This window comes from Micromonospora sp. NPDC049081, assembly GCF_040648835.1.
Classification (GTDB): domain Bacteria; phylum Actinomycetota; class Actinomycetes; order Mycobacteriales; family Micromonosporaceae; genus Micromonospora; species Micromonospora antibiotica.
The window spans coordinates 62,040-78,411 of the sequence record NZ_JBEZEK010000018.1 but is presented as its reverse complement, the minus strand read 5'-3'; the positions used below and the strand labels follow the sequence as shown (position 1 = coordinate 78,411).

14 protein-coding genes and 1 pseudogene are annotated in these 16,372 nt (G+C 70.5%); 10 read left to right on the top strand and 5 right to left on the bottom strand.

The features are described from left to right. Positions 1–158: 158 nt before the first annotated feature. The 4 genes and pseudogenes from AB0B63_RS23470 to AB0B63_RS23455 form a co-directional block, all read left to right on the top strand. Positions 159–1,103, top strand: coding sequence for an alpha/beta hydrolase (locus AB0B63_RS23470; RefSeq protein ID WP_357022166.1), 945 nt, complete (start codon positions 159–161; stop codon positions 1,101–1,103). A 4-nt stretch (positions 1,104–1,107) separates the two neighbouring features. Further along, positions 1,108–2,355, top strand: a complete 1,248-nt coding sequence (locus AB0B63_RS23465; protein WP_357022163.1) for a histidine kinase — start codon at positions 1,108–1,110, stop codon at positions 2,353–2,355. Beyond that, positions 2,352–2,954, top strand: a complete 603-nt coding sequence (locus AB0B63_RS23460; protein ID WP_357022160.1) for a response regulator transcription factor — start codon at positions 2,352–2,354, stop codon at positions 2,952–2,954. The genes AB0B63_RS23465 and AB0B63_RS23460 overlap by 4 nt, the downstream gene beginning before the upstream one ends. 83 nt (positions 2,955–3,037) lie before the next feature. Beyond that, positions 3,038–3,196, top strand: a pseudogene (locus AB0B63_RS23455) (helix-turn-helix transcriptional regulator); the annotation flags it as partial. Positions 3,197–3,262: 66 nt separating this feature from the next. Here the strand turns inward: AB0B63_RS23455 and AB0B63_RS23450 are convergent. Next, positions 3,263–4,240 (bottom strand): hypothetical protein, encoded by a 978-nt coding sequence (locus AB0B63_RS23450; protein ID WP_357022157.1) that lies wholly within the window; start codon positions 4,238–4,240, stop codon positions 3,263–3,265. Then, a complete protein-coding gene (locus AB0B63_RS23445; protein ID WP_357022154.1) occupies positions 4,237–6,801 on the bottom strand; it encodes a pentapeptide repeat-containing protein in 2,565 nt (854 codons plus the stop codon). The genes AB0B63_RS23450 and AB0B63_RS23445 overlap by 4 nt, the downstream gene beginning before the upstream one ends. Positions 6,802–7,606: 805 nt before the next feature. Between AB0B63_RS23445 and AB0B63_RS23440 the strand changes: the two genes are divergently transcribed. From AB0B63_RS23440 to AB0B63_RS23430, 3 genes are all read left to right on the top strand, one after another. Further along, a complete protein-coding gene (locus AB0B63_RS23440; protein WP_357022152.1) occupies positions 7,607–8,818 on the top strand; it encodes a helix-turn-helix transcriptional regulator in 1,212 nt (403 codons plus the stop codon). A gap of 187 nt (positions 8,819–9,005) precedes the next feature. Then, entirely contained in the window at positions 9,006–9,173 is a 168-nt protein-coding gene (locus AB0B63_RS23435) for a hypothetical protein (protein ID WP_357022149.1), read from the top strand. Next, positions 9,163–10,365: a helix-turn-helix domain-containing protein gene (locus AB0B63_RS23430; protein ID WP_357022146.1), complete on the top strand. Its 1,203-nt coding sequence runs from the start codon at positions 9,163–9,165 to the stop codon at positions 10,363–10,365. Before AB0B63_RS23435 ends, AB0B63_RS23430 begins: the two co-directional genes overlap by 11 nt. Positions 10,366–10,855: 490 nt before the next feature. On the opposite strand, the gene AB0B63_RS23425 is transcribed toward AB0B63_RS23430, so the two are convergent. Then, complete coding sequence (locus AB0B63_RS23425; RefSeq protein ID WP_357022143.1) at positions 10,856–11,884, bottom strand: aldo/keto reductase; 1,029 nt, start codon at positions 11,882–11,884, stop codon at positions 10,856–10,858. A 222-nt stretch (positions 11,885–12,106) separates the two neighbouring features. Between AB0B63_RS23425 and AB0B63_RS23420 the strand changes: the two genes are divergently transcribed. The 3 genes from AB0B63_RS23420 (at position 12,107) to AB0B63_RS23410 (ending at position 13,975) form a co-directional block, all read left to right on the top strand. Then, positions 12,107–12,520 carry a VOC family protein gene (locus AB0B63_RS23420; protein WP_357022141.1) on the top strand — a complete coding sequence of 138 codons (414 nt, stop codon included), beginning with the start codon at positions 12,107–12,109 and terminating at the stop codon, positions 12,518–12,520. Further along, positions 12,508–12,960 carry a nuclear transport factor 2 family protein gene (locus AB0B63_RS23415; RefSeq protein ID WP_357022138.1) on the top strand — a complete coding sequence of 151 codons (453 nt, stop codon included), beginning with the start codon at positions 12,508–12,510 and terminating at the stop codon, positions 12,958–12,960. The genes AB0B63_RS23420 and AB0B63_RS23415 overlap by 13 nt, the downstream gene beginning before the upstream one ends. 259 nt (positions 12,961–13,219) lie before the next feature. After that, positions 13,220–13,975: an IclR family transcriptional regulator gene (locus tag AB0B63_RS23410; RefSeq protein ID WP_208570013.1), complete on the top strand. Its 756-nt coding sequence runs from the start codon at positions 13,220–13,222 to the stop codon at positions 13,973–13,975. A 21-nt stretch (positions 13,976–13,996) separates the two neighbouring features. Here AB0B63_RS23410 and AB0B63_RS23405 read toward each other — a convergent pair whose 3' ends face one another. Next, positions 13,997–14,806 (bottom strand): IclR family transcriptional regulator, encoded by an 810-nt coding sequence (locus tag AB0B63_RS23405; protein WP_208570012.1) that lies wholly within the window; start codon positions 14,804–14,806, stop codon positions 13,997–13,999. Between the two features lie 49 nt (positions 14,807–14,855). Further along, positions 14,856–16,187, bottom strand: a complete 1,332-nt coding sequence (locus AB0B63_RS23400; protein ID WP_357022133.1) for a hypothetical protein — start codon at positions 16,185–16,187, stop codon at positions 14,856–14,858. Positions 16,188–16,372: the final 185 nt, after the last annotated feature.

Sequence of the window (16,372 nt, the reverse complement as noted above, 5' to 3'; positions counted from 1 at the left end):
TTGATCACGAGGACCCGGGGGTCCACGGGGCATACCATGACTTTTTGTCACGATCGGTCGTGACAGCGGGACACTTCCGCAGCGCCTCGCGCGCTTGATTGGCTGGTCAGGCATCACGGGAGCGATCCGGATGCGCCGCCGATCCGAAATGAGAACCCATGCGCAAGCCCGTGCGAGTCGTGCTCACCACCCTCGGTGTCCTGGTCGCCGTGCCGGTGCTCCTGCTCGCGACCACCGCCGTGGTGAACGTCGTGGCGACGAAGTCGGAAGCCTCCTCGATCACCCGTTACGGGCAACTCGTGCCCGTGGACGGCAAGCAGATGAACGTGGTGGTCGCGGGCAGCGGTGCCGAGACGATCGTGCTCCTGCCCGGCCTCGGCACCGCCGCCCCCGCGCTCGACTTCCAGCCACTGATCACGGAACTCCGCAGCAGCTTCCGGGTCGTCGCGGTCGAACCGTTCGGCACCGGCCTGAGCGACCCCGCCGACACCGACCGCACCGCCGCGAACATCACCCGGGAGGTGCACGGGGCGCTCCAGCACCTCGGCATCGACCGCTACGTGCTGATGGGCCACTCGATCGCCGGGATCTACGCGCTGACCTACAGCGCCAGCTACGCCGACGAACTCGTCGCCTTCGTCGGCATCGACAGCAGCGTCCCCGACCAGCCCGGCTGGGACGAGCCGATCCCGACCGGGGTGATCGTCGGCCTGAGCAAGCTCGGCGTCACCCGGGCGCTGGCGGCGATCGCCGACGACCCCTACGCGGGCCTGCCCTACGACGAGCGGACCAGGAAGCAGCTGCGGTTGCTCAGCGCGAAGAACACGGCCGCCCCGACCATGGTCGACGAGATGGAGCACGCCTCGGCGAACTTCGCCGCCGTCAGCGGGAAGACCTTCCCGAAGGGGCTGCCCGTGCTGTTGTTCGTCCGGTCGGACGACCCCGACGTGGCGGACTGGGTCGCGCTCCACGAGCAGCAGGCGGCGAGCGTCGACACCGGTCAGGTCGTCCTCCTGACGGGCGACCACTACCTGCACCACACCCTGTCGCCGGAGATCGCCCAGCAGACCAGGGCTTTCCTGGCGGCCCGGTCGCTAGGCTGAGCCGGTGACGGACACCTGGCCGGGTGCACCGCGGGTCACCGCCGACCTCAGGGCGATGCGGCTGTTCACGGTGTTCTCCCTGGGGCTGGGGATGCTCGTCGGCGGCGTCGTGCAGCTGGTGCTCGGCGCGGGCACGGCCACCGGCGTGCGGGCGGTCACCCTCATGGTCGCCACGACCGCCGCCGTCCTGGTCGGGCTGGCCGCGATCCCGCTGCTGCTCCGGGCCCCCGACGAGGCGACGCCCGGTCATCCACTCGTCCTCGTGCTGCTGGCGCTGTCCGGCGCGGTGTGGGTGCTGGCCGTGCTGCCACCGTTCGCGGGCTGGGGGTGGGCGTTCACGCTCGCGATGGCGGGCGGGGTGCTCAGTTGCCTCGTGACGGGCTGGTGGCGGGCGGCGGTGATCCTCGGCTCCTGGGCCGCGATCGGGCTCGGCGGCCTCCTCGGCGTGCTGGCCCGGCCGCAGGCCGCCGCCGTGGCGTGGCGTGCCGAAGCGGGCGCCGAGGCCGTCGTGATCAGCACCCTCGCGCTGTTCACGCTGCTGCCCCTGAGCGCGGTCTGGGTGCAACAGGTGGTGTGGCGCCTGGAACACGCCCGCCGGCTCGCGTCCGACCTGGCGGTGGCGAAGGAACGGCTCCGGTTCGCCACCGACCTGCACGACATCCAGGGCCACAACCTCCAGGTGATCGCGTTGAAGAGTGAACTGGCGGAGCGCCTGCTCACCGGCCAGCCCGAGCGGGCCTGCCGGGAGATCGCCGAGATCCGCCGGATCGCGCAGGTGGCCCTCGACGACACCCGCGCCGTCGTCAACGACTACCGCACCGTCACCGTCGCGACGGAGGCCCGCAACGCGGCGGCGGTGCTGCGCTCCGCCGGCATCCGCTGCACGGCACGCATCGAGACACCGGACCTGCCCGTGGCCCTCGGCGCGGTGTTCGCCGTCGCGATCAGAGAGGCGGTGACGAACGTGCTCCGGCACAGCAGGGCGACCGAAGCCACCATCGCACTCGTCCGCGTCGCTGCGGAGTACCGACTGACCGTCACCAACAACGCCGCAGGCGTGCCGCGTCCGGACGGAACGGGCCTGGTCGGCCTCACCCAACGCGTCGCGGCCCAACGCGGGACGGTCGAGGCCACCCGCGAGGACGACATCTTCACGCTGACCGTCCGCGTCCCGGTGCCCGCCGCCGACGCGCCGGGGTCCGCTGCGCAGGAGCCGACCCCGCCGGGGAGACGACGGGGGACCCGCCGGTGATCCGGATCGTGATCGCCGACGACGAGGAACTCATCCGGGGCGCGCTCGTGGCGTTGCTCTCCCTCGAACCCGACATCGAGGTCGTCGCGGATGTCGCCGACGGCGAGGCCGCGGTCGCGGCTGCCGTCGCGCACCGACCCGACCTGACCCTGCTCGATCTCGAAATGCCCGGACTCGACGGGGTCGACGCCGCCCGACGACTGCTGCGTCTCGTCGCGACGCAGGTCGTCATCGTCACCCGACATGCCCGACCGGGGACGTTGAAGCGTGCGCTGAGTGCCCGGGTGCACGGCTTCGTGCCGAAGTCCACCCCGGCGTCGGAGCTGGCCAGGATCATCCGGTCGGTCGCCGCCGGGGAGCGCTACGTCGATGCGCGCCTCGCCGCGTCGGCACTCACCGAGCAGGAGAGCCCGCTCACGCCCCGGGAGATCGACGTGCTGCGGCTGACCCGGGACGGCCTGCCCACCAAGCACATCGCGCGGCAGCTCGGCCTCGCCCACGGCACCGTCCGCAACCACATCTCGTCCGCGATGGCGAAACTCGACGTCGAGTCGCGTACGGCCGCCGCCACGATCGCCTGGGAACACGGCTGGATCTGAGCCCCCGCCGCCGCTTTTCGGAGATCTCGTGTCACCGGGGGAACGCGCTGATGCCTCGTCGCCCGATTCCTGCTGATCTGTCGATCGGTGATTGTATTCGTGCCCGCCGGGAGTTGCGTGGTTGGAGCGTGCGGTACGCGGCCAGCCGGGCCGGCATCTCCCACACGTCGTGGTCACGCATCGAGCGGCGGCAGCAGCGCACCGACCGGTACATGGCGGTGGATCTGGCGGCGGCCCTGGAACGTCCGCCGTTCCCGTGTCCTGTTCGCCCTGGATAACTAGGGGACCCCGACCGGCGTTGAGGCGGGTCATCGTGTCAGGTTGGTCAGGCAGGCGCCGAACCTGAGTTCTCCACCTGGTTGGTAGGCGTTGTCTGGGCTGAGAACGGGTTCGTGCAGGGCCACCAGGTCCCGGGTCTTTGACGGCCGGGAGGTAGCGGCTAGACCTGCCCTGATCGCCTTCTCCAGACGGTCGCAGGCGAGCAGTCGCCGCTGGCCGGTGTGCTGGTGCCACCACCACTGACCGTTCAGGTACCGCATCAGCTCGGTGGCCAATTGCATGTCATCTAAGGGCTCGATGATTCCGGGAGCGACGATCGCGCGAATCTCGCTGGACAGACCCGCTGCGCTGATCATGTGGGCGATCATTGCGGTGGCACCGAATGCGGGCAGGGCGCGTCCCGTGGCGCGAACCGCTTCAAAGGCGAGCGGGGCGTTCAACAGGGGAGAGAACACGACCGGCGCGACGCCAACGTAGGCCAGAGCAGCGCTATGGCCGAGTCCGGGCAGCTCGACGCCGTGCAGGACGGCGACGTCGTACAAGTCGGTCCGGACACCCTCCGAATCGTGCATGGCCCGCAGCTGGTCATCGTCGAGCAGCAACACGTGCACGTCGAGCTCGGTGGCTGCGGTGTGCTCGTCGGCGAACAGGTCTGCGTAAAGATAGCCCTGACCGGACAAGCCGCCAGCCACCACGTCAAAACCGCGGAGCCGGGCGGGCAGGACCGGGATGACGGTGCCACGACCGGGCGTGGCATATCGGTAGTGGCTCATCTTGAGGCGCAGGGTTGCCGGGTTGCGGTTGCCACCGTACGCGAGGACGGGATAGCGGGTGGCGACAGCCGGTAACGAACGGGTGTGGAGCAGATCGTTGAGTGATGTTCCCTCAGTCAGAGTGAGACTCCGGTCCAGTCCATGAACTTCGTTGTCCACGAGGACGAACGGGCCGTCCGGGTGGGCGCCGGGGTAGGTGAACGGATGGCTGCGCGCTGCCTCCCAGTAGCTCATGAAGCGGACTGTGCCTCCTCCAGCGCCTGAAGGCAATATCGATTGCCCGGATCGTCGGCGAGGCCTTCCTGCGCGACCTCTGCGGCCTTGTCCGGATGACGGACCAGGATGAGCCGGCTGGCAAATTCGGCGCGTAGCTTGGCGCGCACTGCGGGAGCTGAGCCCTCGGTCACGGCCTGCCGATGTGCGGTCCAGGCATCGTCGTCACGACCACCGAGATCCAGCAGCACGCATGCCAGCTCGTTCCAGCCCTGCGGGTACCTGCCGCCCTCGGCCGCCACGATTGCGAGGGCACGTTGGTAGCTCTTCTCGGCGGCGGCCGGGTTGCCGAGCAACCGGTCCACGTTGCCCAGGTTGGCCCAGCCGAAATGCAGGTCAGGATGCGCCTTCAGGGATTCCAGGAAGTAAGCCCGGGCCTTCCGGTACGACTGCGCATCCGAGCCACGTTCTTTGAGACCGGCCTCAGTCATGTGCTGGTAGCCGAGGTTGTTGTACAGCACAGCTGGGACCGGGGCGTTCACAGCACGTAGGGTCTCGATTGCATCCTCATAGATCGGAATGGACGACCGTACGTCGTCCTCTTCCTCGGTGACGTGCTGGGCGAACGCCTCGGCGTATCGGGCCAGGGCGTAGCCCTCCATCGCATTGCGGTACACCCGTCGCGACAGGTTTCGCTGCTTCAGACGCTCTCTGGTCTTGGCCACAGCATTTGCGGCGGCGCTGCGGCTCGCCGCCAGCACACCCGGGGTTTCCATGCCGAACCGGTGGTAGAGTTGACAGTTGGCTAGTGCGGTGCCTGTCAGGCAAAGCCCGATCAGCCCGTCCATGCCGGGAGCGAGACGTCCCGAGGAAGCGTAGGCAACCGCGAAGTGTTCTAAGGACGTCTTCGTTGGTTCGACCTCGTATTCGTTGTAGCCGAGCGCTCCAAGAGCGTAGTTGACGACCGGACTGAGTGGGTCTGCTTGGCGCGCGGAGAGCAGGATTCGCCGACACCGGGCGGTCGACGGACGACCTTCGTCGATCCAGATCCGGTTAGATGCGGTCGCGCAGGCACGGACGAACCAGGAAGCGCCGTCACGCGGGTCTACCACGTTGAGAATTCGGGCCGTCACTTCGTCGATCGCGGTCAGCTTCAAGCCGGCGTCCGGGACCCCACTGGTCAGGCCCCGTTCGATCGGGACGGGCGGTAAGGTGCAGGATCGCCCACGAAACGTCACGGAGGCGATGATCGCCCCTCGGGCGACGCTGACCCGGACGGCCGCAGTCGACCAGATCCTGAGCGACAACCTTCCGGCCCGGACTCGCAGCGCCCGCGGCGGTCGCACAGTGAGTGGCAACGACATTCGCACACCTGCCACCTGCCGAGACAGGCTCTGCTGACGGGCCATTTCGGCAGCGATATCCCGGGCCGTGTCGGCGGCATGAGGCGTGGCCGGGACGAGGAGCACCCGACGCACCCCCATCCACTTTTCATCAACCGACTGCGGGGATGCGCCGTCCAGATCGTCCTCCGGCCAACGGGTGCGTTCATCGGAACGGGCGCTGCAGCGTCCCTGCACCTCGTCCAGTCGGGCATCGGTCAGGTCGGCGCCGCGTAGGTCGCAGCCGGTGAGGATCGCCCCACGGAGGTCTACGGACCGTAATACCGCGCCGATGGCCTTACACCCGGTCAGATCGGCCCGGATCAGCGAAGCGCCGGTGAGTTCAGCGCCGGAGAGATCGGCCAGGGTCAGGACGGCCTCGGAGAGGTTGGCACCGAGCAACTGCGCGCCGGTCAGATCGGCGCGTGCCAGATGGCCGCCACCGAGGTCGGCGAAGTGCAGGACAGCGCCGGTCAGACGGGCTCCGGCGAGCCGTACCGAGGTGGCCCGGACGTACCTAAACTGGGCGCCGTCGAGCTGCGCATCCTCCAGATCCGTACGCAGCAGCGACGCCAGCGTCAGGTCCGCTCCACTGAGGTGGCCGCCGCTCAGGTCGGCGTCGTCGAGAACCGCGGCCGAGAGCACGCTCCCAGTGAGGTCCGTGCCACTCAGATCTGCCTGGGTTAGTCGACACCGGGACATTCGGGCCTCACGGGCGCGCGCCGCCTTCATGGTGGCCCGGCTGAGGTCGGCATCGGTCAGGTCAGCTCCGTCGAGCACGATCCGGTCGAGGACCGCGTGTGTTAGGTCGCTACCCACGAGCTGGGCCGATTCGAGGTTCTTGCCGCGCAGGTAGGCATCAGTGAGCCTGCGACCCGACAGGTCGATACCAGGCAGATTGATGCTAGAGGTGAGTAGGAGCCGCAGGTCAGCCTCCTTCTCTTGGGACTGATTGCGCTGGGCCATCGTGTACTGCACAAAAGCGAAGACCAAACCGGTAATCGCACCGCCGATAAGGCTTGCGCCGATGTCAGGCAGAATCGTGTTGCTCGGATTCGCCAACCCAAGGGTCGCGCCAAAAATGAGCGGAACTAGCGCGAGCAGGAACACGGCAACCCATGGCGCTGGCCGCGCGCCGGTGAGAAACGATGAACGGGTGCTTTCCGGCTTGTCTTGCGGGAACTTGCGCTTCCGCCTCATCCAACTATTGGAACGAAGCGATCAGCCGGCCGGCCAGTCGCGTTCCCGACAAGGAAACAGCCGCTCCTCGCACCAAATGATGACTATCTAGGACTGAATCCATCGCCTTCAACTCATGGCGCGTCAACGGACCCTTCTGGCGTCGACGATCAAATCAATCGAATAGAGGCTCCCGCTGCCGCTGCTCCCATGATCGACAGTGGACAAAAGCTGCGGTGCTCCTGGGCGACAGCGGCCAGAGGTCAGGCTGGGTCTAGCCGCAACGCCGTTGCTGAAGCTGACGATGGATCAGAGCGACGCGGGACCTAGTAGTGCTTTGTTGGGTCGTTGTGGCGTGCCGCTTGTACGGGCATCGTGGCGCTGCTCGGCTGCGGTGCGTGGATGAGCGGGAGCCGTGCAGAGTCGGGTCACGGCCTCCGCTGGTGTAGCGCGGCGATGACCTGACGTTAAGGTGGCCTTCCACTCAGGATGGTGCGCTTGTGAAGGTCAGAACGGATTTGGTCACACCAGATGGCTCGACTTCCCTGAGCCCTCTCATCTGATCTTGGGTTTTCCCAGCCAGGGCGCGTTTACGAGGCTGTCCGGCTCCGGGGCGAACCCCATTGTCCATCCGGCGCAACTTGACGTGGTGAAGTTGCGGCTGGGCTGCGCGTCGCCGGGCAGCACCGACCCGAGATGTCGTCGCTCCCTTTCCCCCGTAGACCTCATCGCCCCGTCTATGCAGTCAACAGAAGAGGGTTATGTGGTGGCGGGAAGGTCGGTAGCGTTGACGTGAGGCGGCCGGTAGGCCGGCGAGGAGGTCGGGGTGGATTTCTTGCCGGAGTTGACGTTCGGGCAGCGGCTGAAGGTCTACCGGGAGCGTTCCGGAAAGACCCGAGCGGTGCTCGGTGGGCTGGTCGGTCGCAGCGCCGAGTGGGTCAAGGCGGTGGAGACCGACCGCATCCTGCCGCCGCGCATCCACATGTTGGACCGGATCGCCCGTGCCCTCAAGATCGACGTCTCCGTCCTCGCAGGAGAACTGGGCAACCAGTCGGCGGTGGTCAACGGCCCGGAGCATCCCGCACTGGCATCGGTGAGGGACGCGGTGAACCGCTTCGCGGGCCTCCGGGACGCTCCGGCCGAGTCGTTGTCCGGGCTGCGTGAGCGGCTCGCGGCGGCCTGGCGGGCGCGTCATCAGGCGTCGGACCACCGGACGGTGCTGGGCGCGTTGCTGCCCGGGTTGCTGCGGGACGTGCAGCATGCCGCCCTGGCGTACGAGGGCGCGCAGCGGCGACAGGCACAGGCGCTGCTGGCCGAGACGCTCGGGCTGGTGCAGATGTTCCTCGCCTACCAGCCCGCCGCCGAGTTGATCTGGCGGGTTGCGGACCGGGCGATGGTGGCGGCACAGGAGTCGGGCGACTCCGAGGCGATCGCCCGTGCCGGGTGGTTCCTGGGGCAGGTGCACCGCGACACCGGAGACTGGGACACCGCGATGGCGGTGACGCTGGACGTGCTGTCCGCCCTGGAATCCCGGGCGGCTGAGGGGAATGCGGGTCTGCTCGCCCTGTGGGGGGCGCTGAACTTCGAAGCCGCCTACACCGCCGCTCGGGCGGGGGAGGAAGGCCGGGCGTGGCGTTACTGGGATCGCGCGGACCGGGTCGCACAGCGGTTGCCGCAGGGCTTCTACCAGTCGCAGACGTCGTTCTCCCAGGTCATCATGGGTGCTCATGCGGTCACCGTGGCCGTGGAGTTGCAGAAGCCCGGCGAGGCGCTGCGGCAGGCACGCCGGCACGAGGCGGCGGCGATTCCGTCGAGGCCACGACGGGCGCGGCACCTGATCGAGGTCGCCCGGGCGCACTACGGCAAGGGTGACAAGGAGATGACCGTAGCGACGCTCCAGCAGGCGTACGAGTCGGCCCCGGAGACGATCCGCTTCAACGGGTACGCCCGGCAGATCACTCTGGACCTGCTCGACGGTCCACGGTCCACCCGCGACGAGGCCCGCGACCTCGCGGTGAAGGTCGGCCTCGTCCCCTGAACCGGGGGTAGAAACCCTACCCATTCCCTCTGGTCACCGTACGTAACGTCTTCCGCACGGGATGCGGCGGGCGGTGCGACGTCGCCTGGTCGCCGCGTCCCCCTCAGCACGGAGGCGAGCAATGCCCCGTGATCCGGCGCGGCGGCCTTCCGAGCACACCGCCGCGCCCCTTCCGAAGGGGACGCACATGGGTGAGCTGAACAGTGATCGGGGCGCAAGCCGGGGTGAGCAGATCCAGGCGGCGGAGCACGAGGCGGCGCGGCAGCGGCTGCTCGCGCAGGCCGAGGCCGAACGGATACCGGAGGAGGAGACGACCCGGGCGGTGCCGGACCGGCGGTGGCGTCGTGGACGGTAGCGAGTTGTTGCCGGTGGGTCGGCGGGTGGCGTACTGGCGGGGGCGGCGCAACCTGTCGCAGCAGGTGTTCGCCGACCGGTTGGGCAAGTCGAAGAGCTGGGTGGACAAGGTCGAGCGGGGAGTCCGCACCTTGGACAAGGTGTCCACCCTCCAGGACATCGCCGTGGTGTTGCGGATCGACACCAGCGTGCTGCTCGGCCGGGACGTCCCGCAGCCTGGGGGAGTCGGGCAGGTCGAGGGGGTGGGGCGGGTCCGGGAGGCGTTGTCGACGTACGACGTCGTGGTGGGTCGGCCGGCAGCGCCAGGTCAGGCACACTCGGCGGACCGGCTGGCGCGGGACGTCACCCACGTCTGGGTGACGTTCCAGCATGCCCGCTATCCGCAGGTGACCGGGATGCTCCCGGGTCTGCTGGTCGCCGCGCAGCGGGTCCACGCGGACGATCCGGTGGCGGGGCGGTCGGTGCTGGTGCAGACGTACCGGCTCACCGCGTCGTTGCTGGTCAAACTCGGTGAGGTGGAGCTGGCGTGGTTGGCCGCCGACCGGGCGATGACTACCGCTACCGGGGACGCGGTATTGGTGGCCACCGCCACCGTGCAACTCGGCCAGGTGCTCCGTGCCTCGGGGCGGGCGCGGATGGCCCGGTCGACGGCGCTTGCTGCCGCGTACCGGATAGCCCCGCCCGACCTCGACGATGCGCCCGCTGCGGAGCTGTCCCTGTGCGGAACGCTGGTGATGCAGGCGGCGTTGGCGGCTGCCCAGGACGGCGACGACCAGACCTGCGCGGACCTGCTCGACGAGGCCGCCGCGATGGCGGCCCGGGTCGGCGACGGCCACGACCACCATCGGACCGGGTTCGGGCCGGTCGCGGTGGACCTGGCCCGGGTCGCCGCCGCCCTCGACCTGGGCAACGCCGGTGATGCGGTGGCGTGGCACGAGAAGAGCGTCGCCCGGGACGGCTGGCGGTGGCTACCTGCCGAACACCGCGCCGCGCACCTGCTCGACGCCGCCCGCGCCTACCTGCACGCCGGCGACCCGGGCAACGCCGCCCGCGCCCTGCTCACCGCCGAGCGCACCGCCCCCGACGAGGTACGCCACCGGCCCGTCGCCCGCACGGTGCTCACCCAACTCGCCCACGACCCGCACACCCCCGCCACGGTCATCCAACTCGCCGCCACCCTCAAGGTGACCTGAGCACGACCGCGCCGTTCCTGTCCACGGCCAGCTCCGCAACTCTCTGGCCCAGCTCCGCAACTGCCTGACCCTCCAGACCCGCCACCCCCACACAACCCACAACGACGACCCACGCCCCACTTCCGACGCCCACTGCCGGCTGCCCGCTGCCCGTGGCCGACCGGCAGGATCGTGCTAGTTCCTGGTTGTAGTTGCTTCCGGGCGTGGCGAGGCCACTACAACCAGGTTCGAGCGTGATCTTGCGGTGCGAACCCCGATGGCCGTCTCGCCCGCCCCGGCGGCAGCCTCGCTGACCGCTCCGCCGACGGCCCCGCTGACGACCTCGGCGGCAGCCCTGTTGCCCGTGGCCGACGGGCAAGATCGTGCTAGTTCCTGGTTGTAGTTGCTTCCGGGCGTGGCGAGGCCACTACAACCAGGTTCGAGCGTGATCTTGCGGCGCGGCCCCCGCCGACCGCCTCGCTGACTGCCTCGGCGGGTGTCGGTGGGGGCGTCAGGGGCGGCGGCGCAGGGTGGGGTCGGTCAGCGCCGGTACCCGGTAGCCGGCGTCGGCCGGGTTGACGTCGTGACCCGGCTGAACCAGGGCGTCGATCCGGTCCAGCACGTCGGCCGGCAGCCCGGCGGGCTCCCCGGCGGGCAGTTGGCTGCGCAGCTGGGCGAGGGTACGCGGGCCGATGATGGCGCTGGTGACCGCCGGGTGGCTCAGCACGAACCCGAGCGCCAGCTCGATCAGTGTCAGGCCGCTCTCGTCGGCGAGGGTGGCCAGCTCGTCGACCAGGGCGAGTTTGCGGTCCCGGGCGGCGGCGTCGCGGAAGTCGAAGTGGTCGCCGTTGCGCCCGGCGCGGGAGTCGGCGGGTACGGCCGTCGACCGGTACTTGCCGGTCAGCCAGCCGCCGTTGAGTGGGCTGAACACCAGTACGCCGAGCCGGTAGCGGGCGCTGGTGGGCAGGGCGGCGGCCTCGACGCCCCGGGTGAGGATCGAGTAGCCGAGCTGTTCGACGGTGAAGCGTTCCCGTCGCCGGCGTTCGGCCACCCACTGCGCCTCGACGATCTGCTCGGCGGGGAACGCCGAGGTGCCGATCATCCGGACCTTGCCCTCCCGGACCAGGTCGGTCAGCGCGCCGAGGGTCTCGTCGACGTCGGTGAGCGGGTCGGGCCGGTGCACCTGGTAGAGGTCGATCCAGTCGGTGCCGAGCCGGCGTAGGCTGCCCTCCACCGCCTGCCGGATCCAGCGGCGGGAGTTGCCGCGCCGGTTGCGGTCGTCACCCATCGGCTCGTGGAACTTGGTGGCCAGCACCACGTCGTCGCGCCGGCCACGCAGCGCCCGGCCGAGGATCTCCTCGGACTCGCCGTGGGCGTACACGTCGGCGGTGTCGACCAGGTTGATCCCGGCGTCGAGCGCTTCGGCGACGATCCGGTGGCACTCCTGCTCGTCGGTGTTGCCCCAGGCGCCGAACATCATGGTGCCGAGGCAGAGGGTGCTCACCTCGACCCCGGTCCCGCCCAGTCTGCGGTACTGCATGATCCGACCGTCCTCCCGTACGCGGTGTGCCCCCACGCTGGCACGCCGGCCGGCCGCCGGCACCGTCCCGGCGCGTCGAAGCCGGCGCGTCGGCTTTGTGTCCCCGGCACATCGCCCCCGCCACCGAACAGTGAATAGGCTGGTGGACGCGATAGCGATGGACATTTCGGTACGGTGGAGGTAACAGTGGCGACCGGCCTGACCCAAGCCCGATGGACGCATGTGGCGTTGCCTACCGGCGACCTCGACAAGGCGATCTCGTTCTACACCACGCTCACCCCGCTGGTGGTGGTGGAGCGGTTCGCCGACGCCGACGGGGAGAGCGTCTGGCTCTCCAACGACAAGCAGGCCGACACCCCGTTCGTGCTGGTGCTCGTCTCCTTCAACAAGGACAAGGGCGGCCAGCTCGGTCTGCTGCACCCGTTCGCGCACATCGGCATCGAGGTGCCGCAGCGCTCGGACGTCGACGAGATCGCCGCGCGGGCCCGCGAGCTGGGCTGCCTGCACTGGGAGCCGCGGCAGATGCCGCCGCCGGTCGGCTACATCTGCGCGCTGAAGGACCCCGACGGCAACGTCATCGAGATCTCCCACGACCAGCAGGTCTTCGACACCGTGCGGCGTCGGTGGGGGAGCTGACCGCAGCCTCCACCCGCGCCGCCGTCCAGCGGTATCTGGCGGCGCTGAACGCCCACGACGCCGATGCCGTCGCCGGTTGCGTCAGCGTCGACTTCGTCAACGAGCACACCGCCGCCCTCGGCCGGACGGTGGTCGGCCGGGTCCGTTACCGGGCCCGGCTCGACGGCTTCCTGGCCGAGTTCGTCGACCTGCGCTACGAGGTGGAGGAGCTGCTCGTCGACGGTGAGCGGGCGGCGGTGGCGTACCGGATGTCGTTCCGGCTGGCTTCGGCCGGCCGGGCCCCGGTGCGCATCCGTGGCGTGTTCCGGTTCCGGGTCGACGCTGACGGTCTGATCGCCCACCGGGTCGACTACTGGGACAGCGGCGAGGTCCACCGTCAGCTCGCCGCGGCCACCGGACCGCCGTCCGTCCCCGGTTCGGGGGCGGGCGGCCCGGCGTGAACCCGGGTCGGCACGGCGATGCCGCCCGGTGAGGTGGGGCGCTCCGGGTGGGGAACCACCCACCCGGGCCGGCAGCAGCCCGGCCACCGTCGCGCACCCCCACCACGCCGGCCCCGCCTGGGGCGGGAGTCCGTCCCGGTCGTCGGGGCGTCGGGGCGTCGGGTGGGGATCGTCGCCCGGGGTGGTGTCCGTGTCGCCGGATACGGTCCGTGCTCGGTAGAGTTCGCCTTTCGGTGGACGGCGAGTGCGAGGTGACGCGGTGACGGGCGGAGTCGACGAGTCGGCCGGTGACGCGCCGGCGATCCAGACGGTGCAGCGGGCCGCCACGATCCTCCAGGCGTTCTCCGTCGAGCGGCCCCGGCTCACCCTGGCCGAGTTGACCGCCGACCTGGCCATCAGCCGGGCCACCGCGCACCGCTACGCCCGCGCGTTGCGGGCGGCCAACCTGCTGCGCTTCGACGTGGCCACCGCGACCTACACGCTCGGTCCGCAGGTGTTGGCGATGGAGGCCGCCGCCCGTGCGGCGCTGCCCATCGTCACCGCCGCCGAGCCGTACCTGGACCGGCTCACCCGGCTGACCAACCAGACCTCGGTGCTGAGCGTGTGGAACGGCGAGGTGCCGACGGTGGTCCGCTGCATGGACAACACCAGCGGTGACGTGCGGTTGAGTGTGCGTACCGGCTCGCCGTTGGATCTGCTGCGCTCGGCGCAGGGTCGGGTGTTCTGTGCCTACCTGTCGGCCGCCGAGGCGCCCGCGGTGGCCCGCCAGTTGCGGCTGTCGGCGGGGCTGCGGGCGGTCGTCGAGCAGGTCCGCCGGGACGGTTTCGCCGCCAACTCCCCGGAGGATTTCGGGGTACGCGTGCTGGCCGCGCCGGTGTTCGAGCGTACCCAGGTGGTGGCCGCCCTGGCCGTGTTGGGCACCAGCACGACGCTGTCCGGCGCGGTGGAGGCGGCTGCGGCGGACAGCGTTCGGCTGGTGGCGCGGGAGTTGTCCGAGGCGCTCGGCGCGAGCTGACGCCCGGGGTCTGCCCGCCCGTCAGCGGTGACCGTTGCTGCCGACCGGGGGGTGGTGGCCGTTGCCGCCACTGCCCAGCTCGGCGGTGACCAGGGCGGCGACGCGTTGCAGGGCGATGGCGAGCGCGCTGTCGGTGCCTTCGGGCACCGAGGTGGTGGTGCCGACGATGGCCATGGCGGCGATCAGGGTGCTGCCCCGGAAGATCGGTGCGGCGATGCTGCGGACCCCGTTGGCCGAGGGCGTGTTGGCCGAGATGCCGGTGCGTCGGATCTTGTCGACCTCCCGGCGCAGCTCGGCGGAGGCGGCGATCTCGGCGGCCAGCCCCGGGACGTCGGCCTCGGGGAGGAAGGCGCAGAACACCCGGCCCTGGGCGGACTCGGTGCGCGACAGCCGGGAGCCGGTGCGCACGCTGACCCGGATGACCCGGTCGGTGTTGTCGTCGGCGCGGACCACCACGGCGGTGTCGCCGTCCCAGACGCTGAGCACGACGGTCTCGTCGATCTCGCGGACCAGTTGCTGCATGCGCGGACCGGCGATGCTGATGACCGGCATCGCCGCGCGGGCGGCGGCGGAGAGGGTCAGGATCTGCGGCCCGAGGGAGTAGAGTCCCTCCCGCTCGTCGTAGCGCAGCAGGTTGCTCTCCCGCAGCGCCTTGGTGTAGCGGTGCGCGGTGGCCTTGCTGGTGCCGAGGCTGGCGGTGAGTTCGTTGAGGCTCAGGCGCGGACGTGCCGCCGTGAACGCGTTGAGGATGACCGCCGCGCGCTGCACGGTCTGGATCGCCGGTGAGCTGGGATCAGCGCTCTTGACCGGCGAAGGGGCATCGTCCGCCATCTGGATTCCTTTGTGCGCAGAGTGAGACAGTATCATGGCATATGACACGTCAGCCTGTCGATGCCTGCTGGTGGCGTAGCGCGATGTCGGCATATAACCGGGCGAAGCGCAGCAGTTCCGGCACCGCGTACCTTTCCCGTCGCGGATCGGTCGGATCGGGCGGGAGCGCCGGTGGCCCCAGCCGCACCGTCGGCACCCCCCGTCGCCGCAGCACCACCCCGTCGGTCGAGCCGGTCCAACCGCGCACCGGTGGGGCCGGCCGGCCGTACGCGGCGAGCCAGGCTCCGCCCGCGTGCCGGCAGATCGCTGCGTCCACCGGGGTGGCGGCGGACGGGTGGGCCGGGTGGCCGGTCACCGCCACCCCGCAGCCGGCGAGGGGAGTGTCGCGCAGCCGCCGGGTCAGGGTCGCCCGCAGGGCGTCGGTGATCTGCCGCGGGTCGTCGCCGGGCACCGTGGTCAGGTAGAGGTGGACGTCGACCACCCCGGGCAGCAGGTCGGGTTTGCCCGGTTGGCCGGCCCGGACCGCCCCGATGCCCAACTCCGCGCCGACCGGTGCGTCCGGGTCGGCCCGACGGGCCAGGTGCGCGTGCCGGAACTCCTCCAGCGCCTCGACGAGCACGCCCAGGTGGACGAGCAGCCCGCCGGGGGGCGTGGCGGTGTCCCGGAACAGGGCGGGATGGAACCCGCTGGTCAGCCGTACCCGCAGGAACATCGCCCCGGGCTCGGCGGTGAGGATGCCCGGGCTGGTCTTGGCCACGATCGCGGCGGCCGGCAGTGGCCGGTCCTCCAGGTGGTGGAGCACCCCGCCGACGGTGGGGGCCGGCGCGACCCCGTCGTCCGGCCCGGCGGTGGGATCGTCGCGGTGGGTGCCGGTGGCGGCGAGCAGCAGGGTCAGCCGGTGCGGCCGGCCGGCGGCCCGGCAGGCCTCGGCGGCGGCGGCGTAACCGACCAGGGCGGCGGCGGCGGCCGCCCGGGCCACCCCGAGGCCGAAGCCGCTGACCACCTCGCGGGCCGGGCCGGACAGCTCCAGCGCGGGGGCGGGGGTCCGTCGGCCGGTGATCGGGGCGTCGAAGTCGGCCGCGCCGGTCAGTGAGGTGTCCAGGTGCGAGTAGATCAGCAACTCGGGGCGGTCGCCGAGCACGGAGCCGCCGACCAGGTTGGCGCTGTCGGGGGTGCCCGCCGTGCGGGCCAGCGGGTCGACCTGCCAGGACAGCTCCGGCCAGCGGGTGGCGGCCCAGTCGGCGACGCGGTGCGCGGTGGCCCGTTCCCGGCCGTACGGGGTCGGCTGCGCGGTGAGCGCTGCCAGGGCGTCGAGCAGGGTGGCCTCGTCGACCGCCCGCTCGGCGGCGTGGCGCAGGGTCGCCGGCACCTCGTCGTCCATCCGGTTCCTCTCGCCTGCGTGACTTCATTCAAGATGACGTCTCGTATGTTGACATACTCTGGGCCAGGTCTCTAGCGTGGCCTGACACCAAACGACATCGCCCCCGCATCCGGCGACGTCGCGGAACGGGCCCGGCACGCCGGATCGGCTGCGCGCCCCGACCTGCCACGTCGGCTCGGATGTGG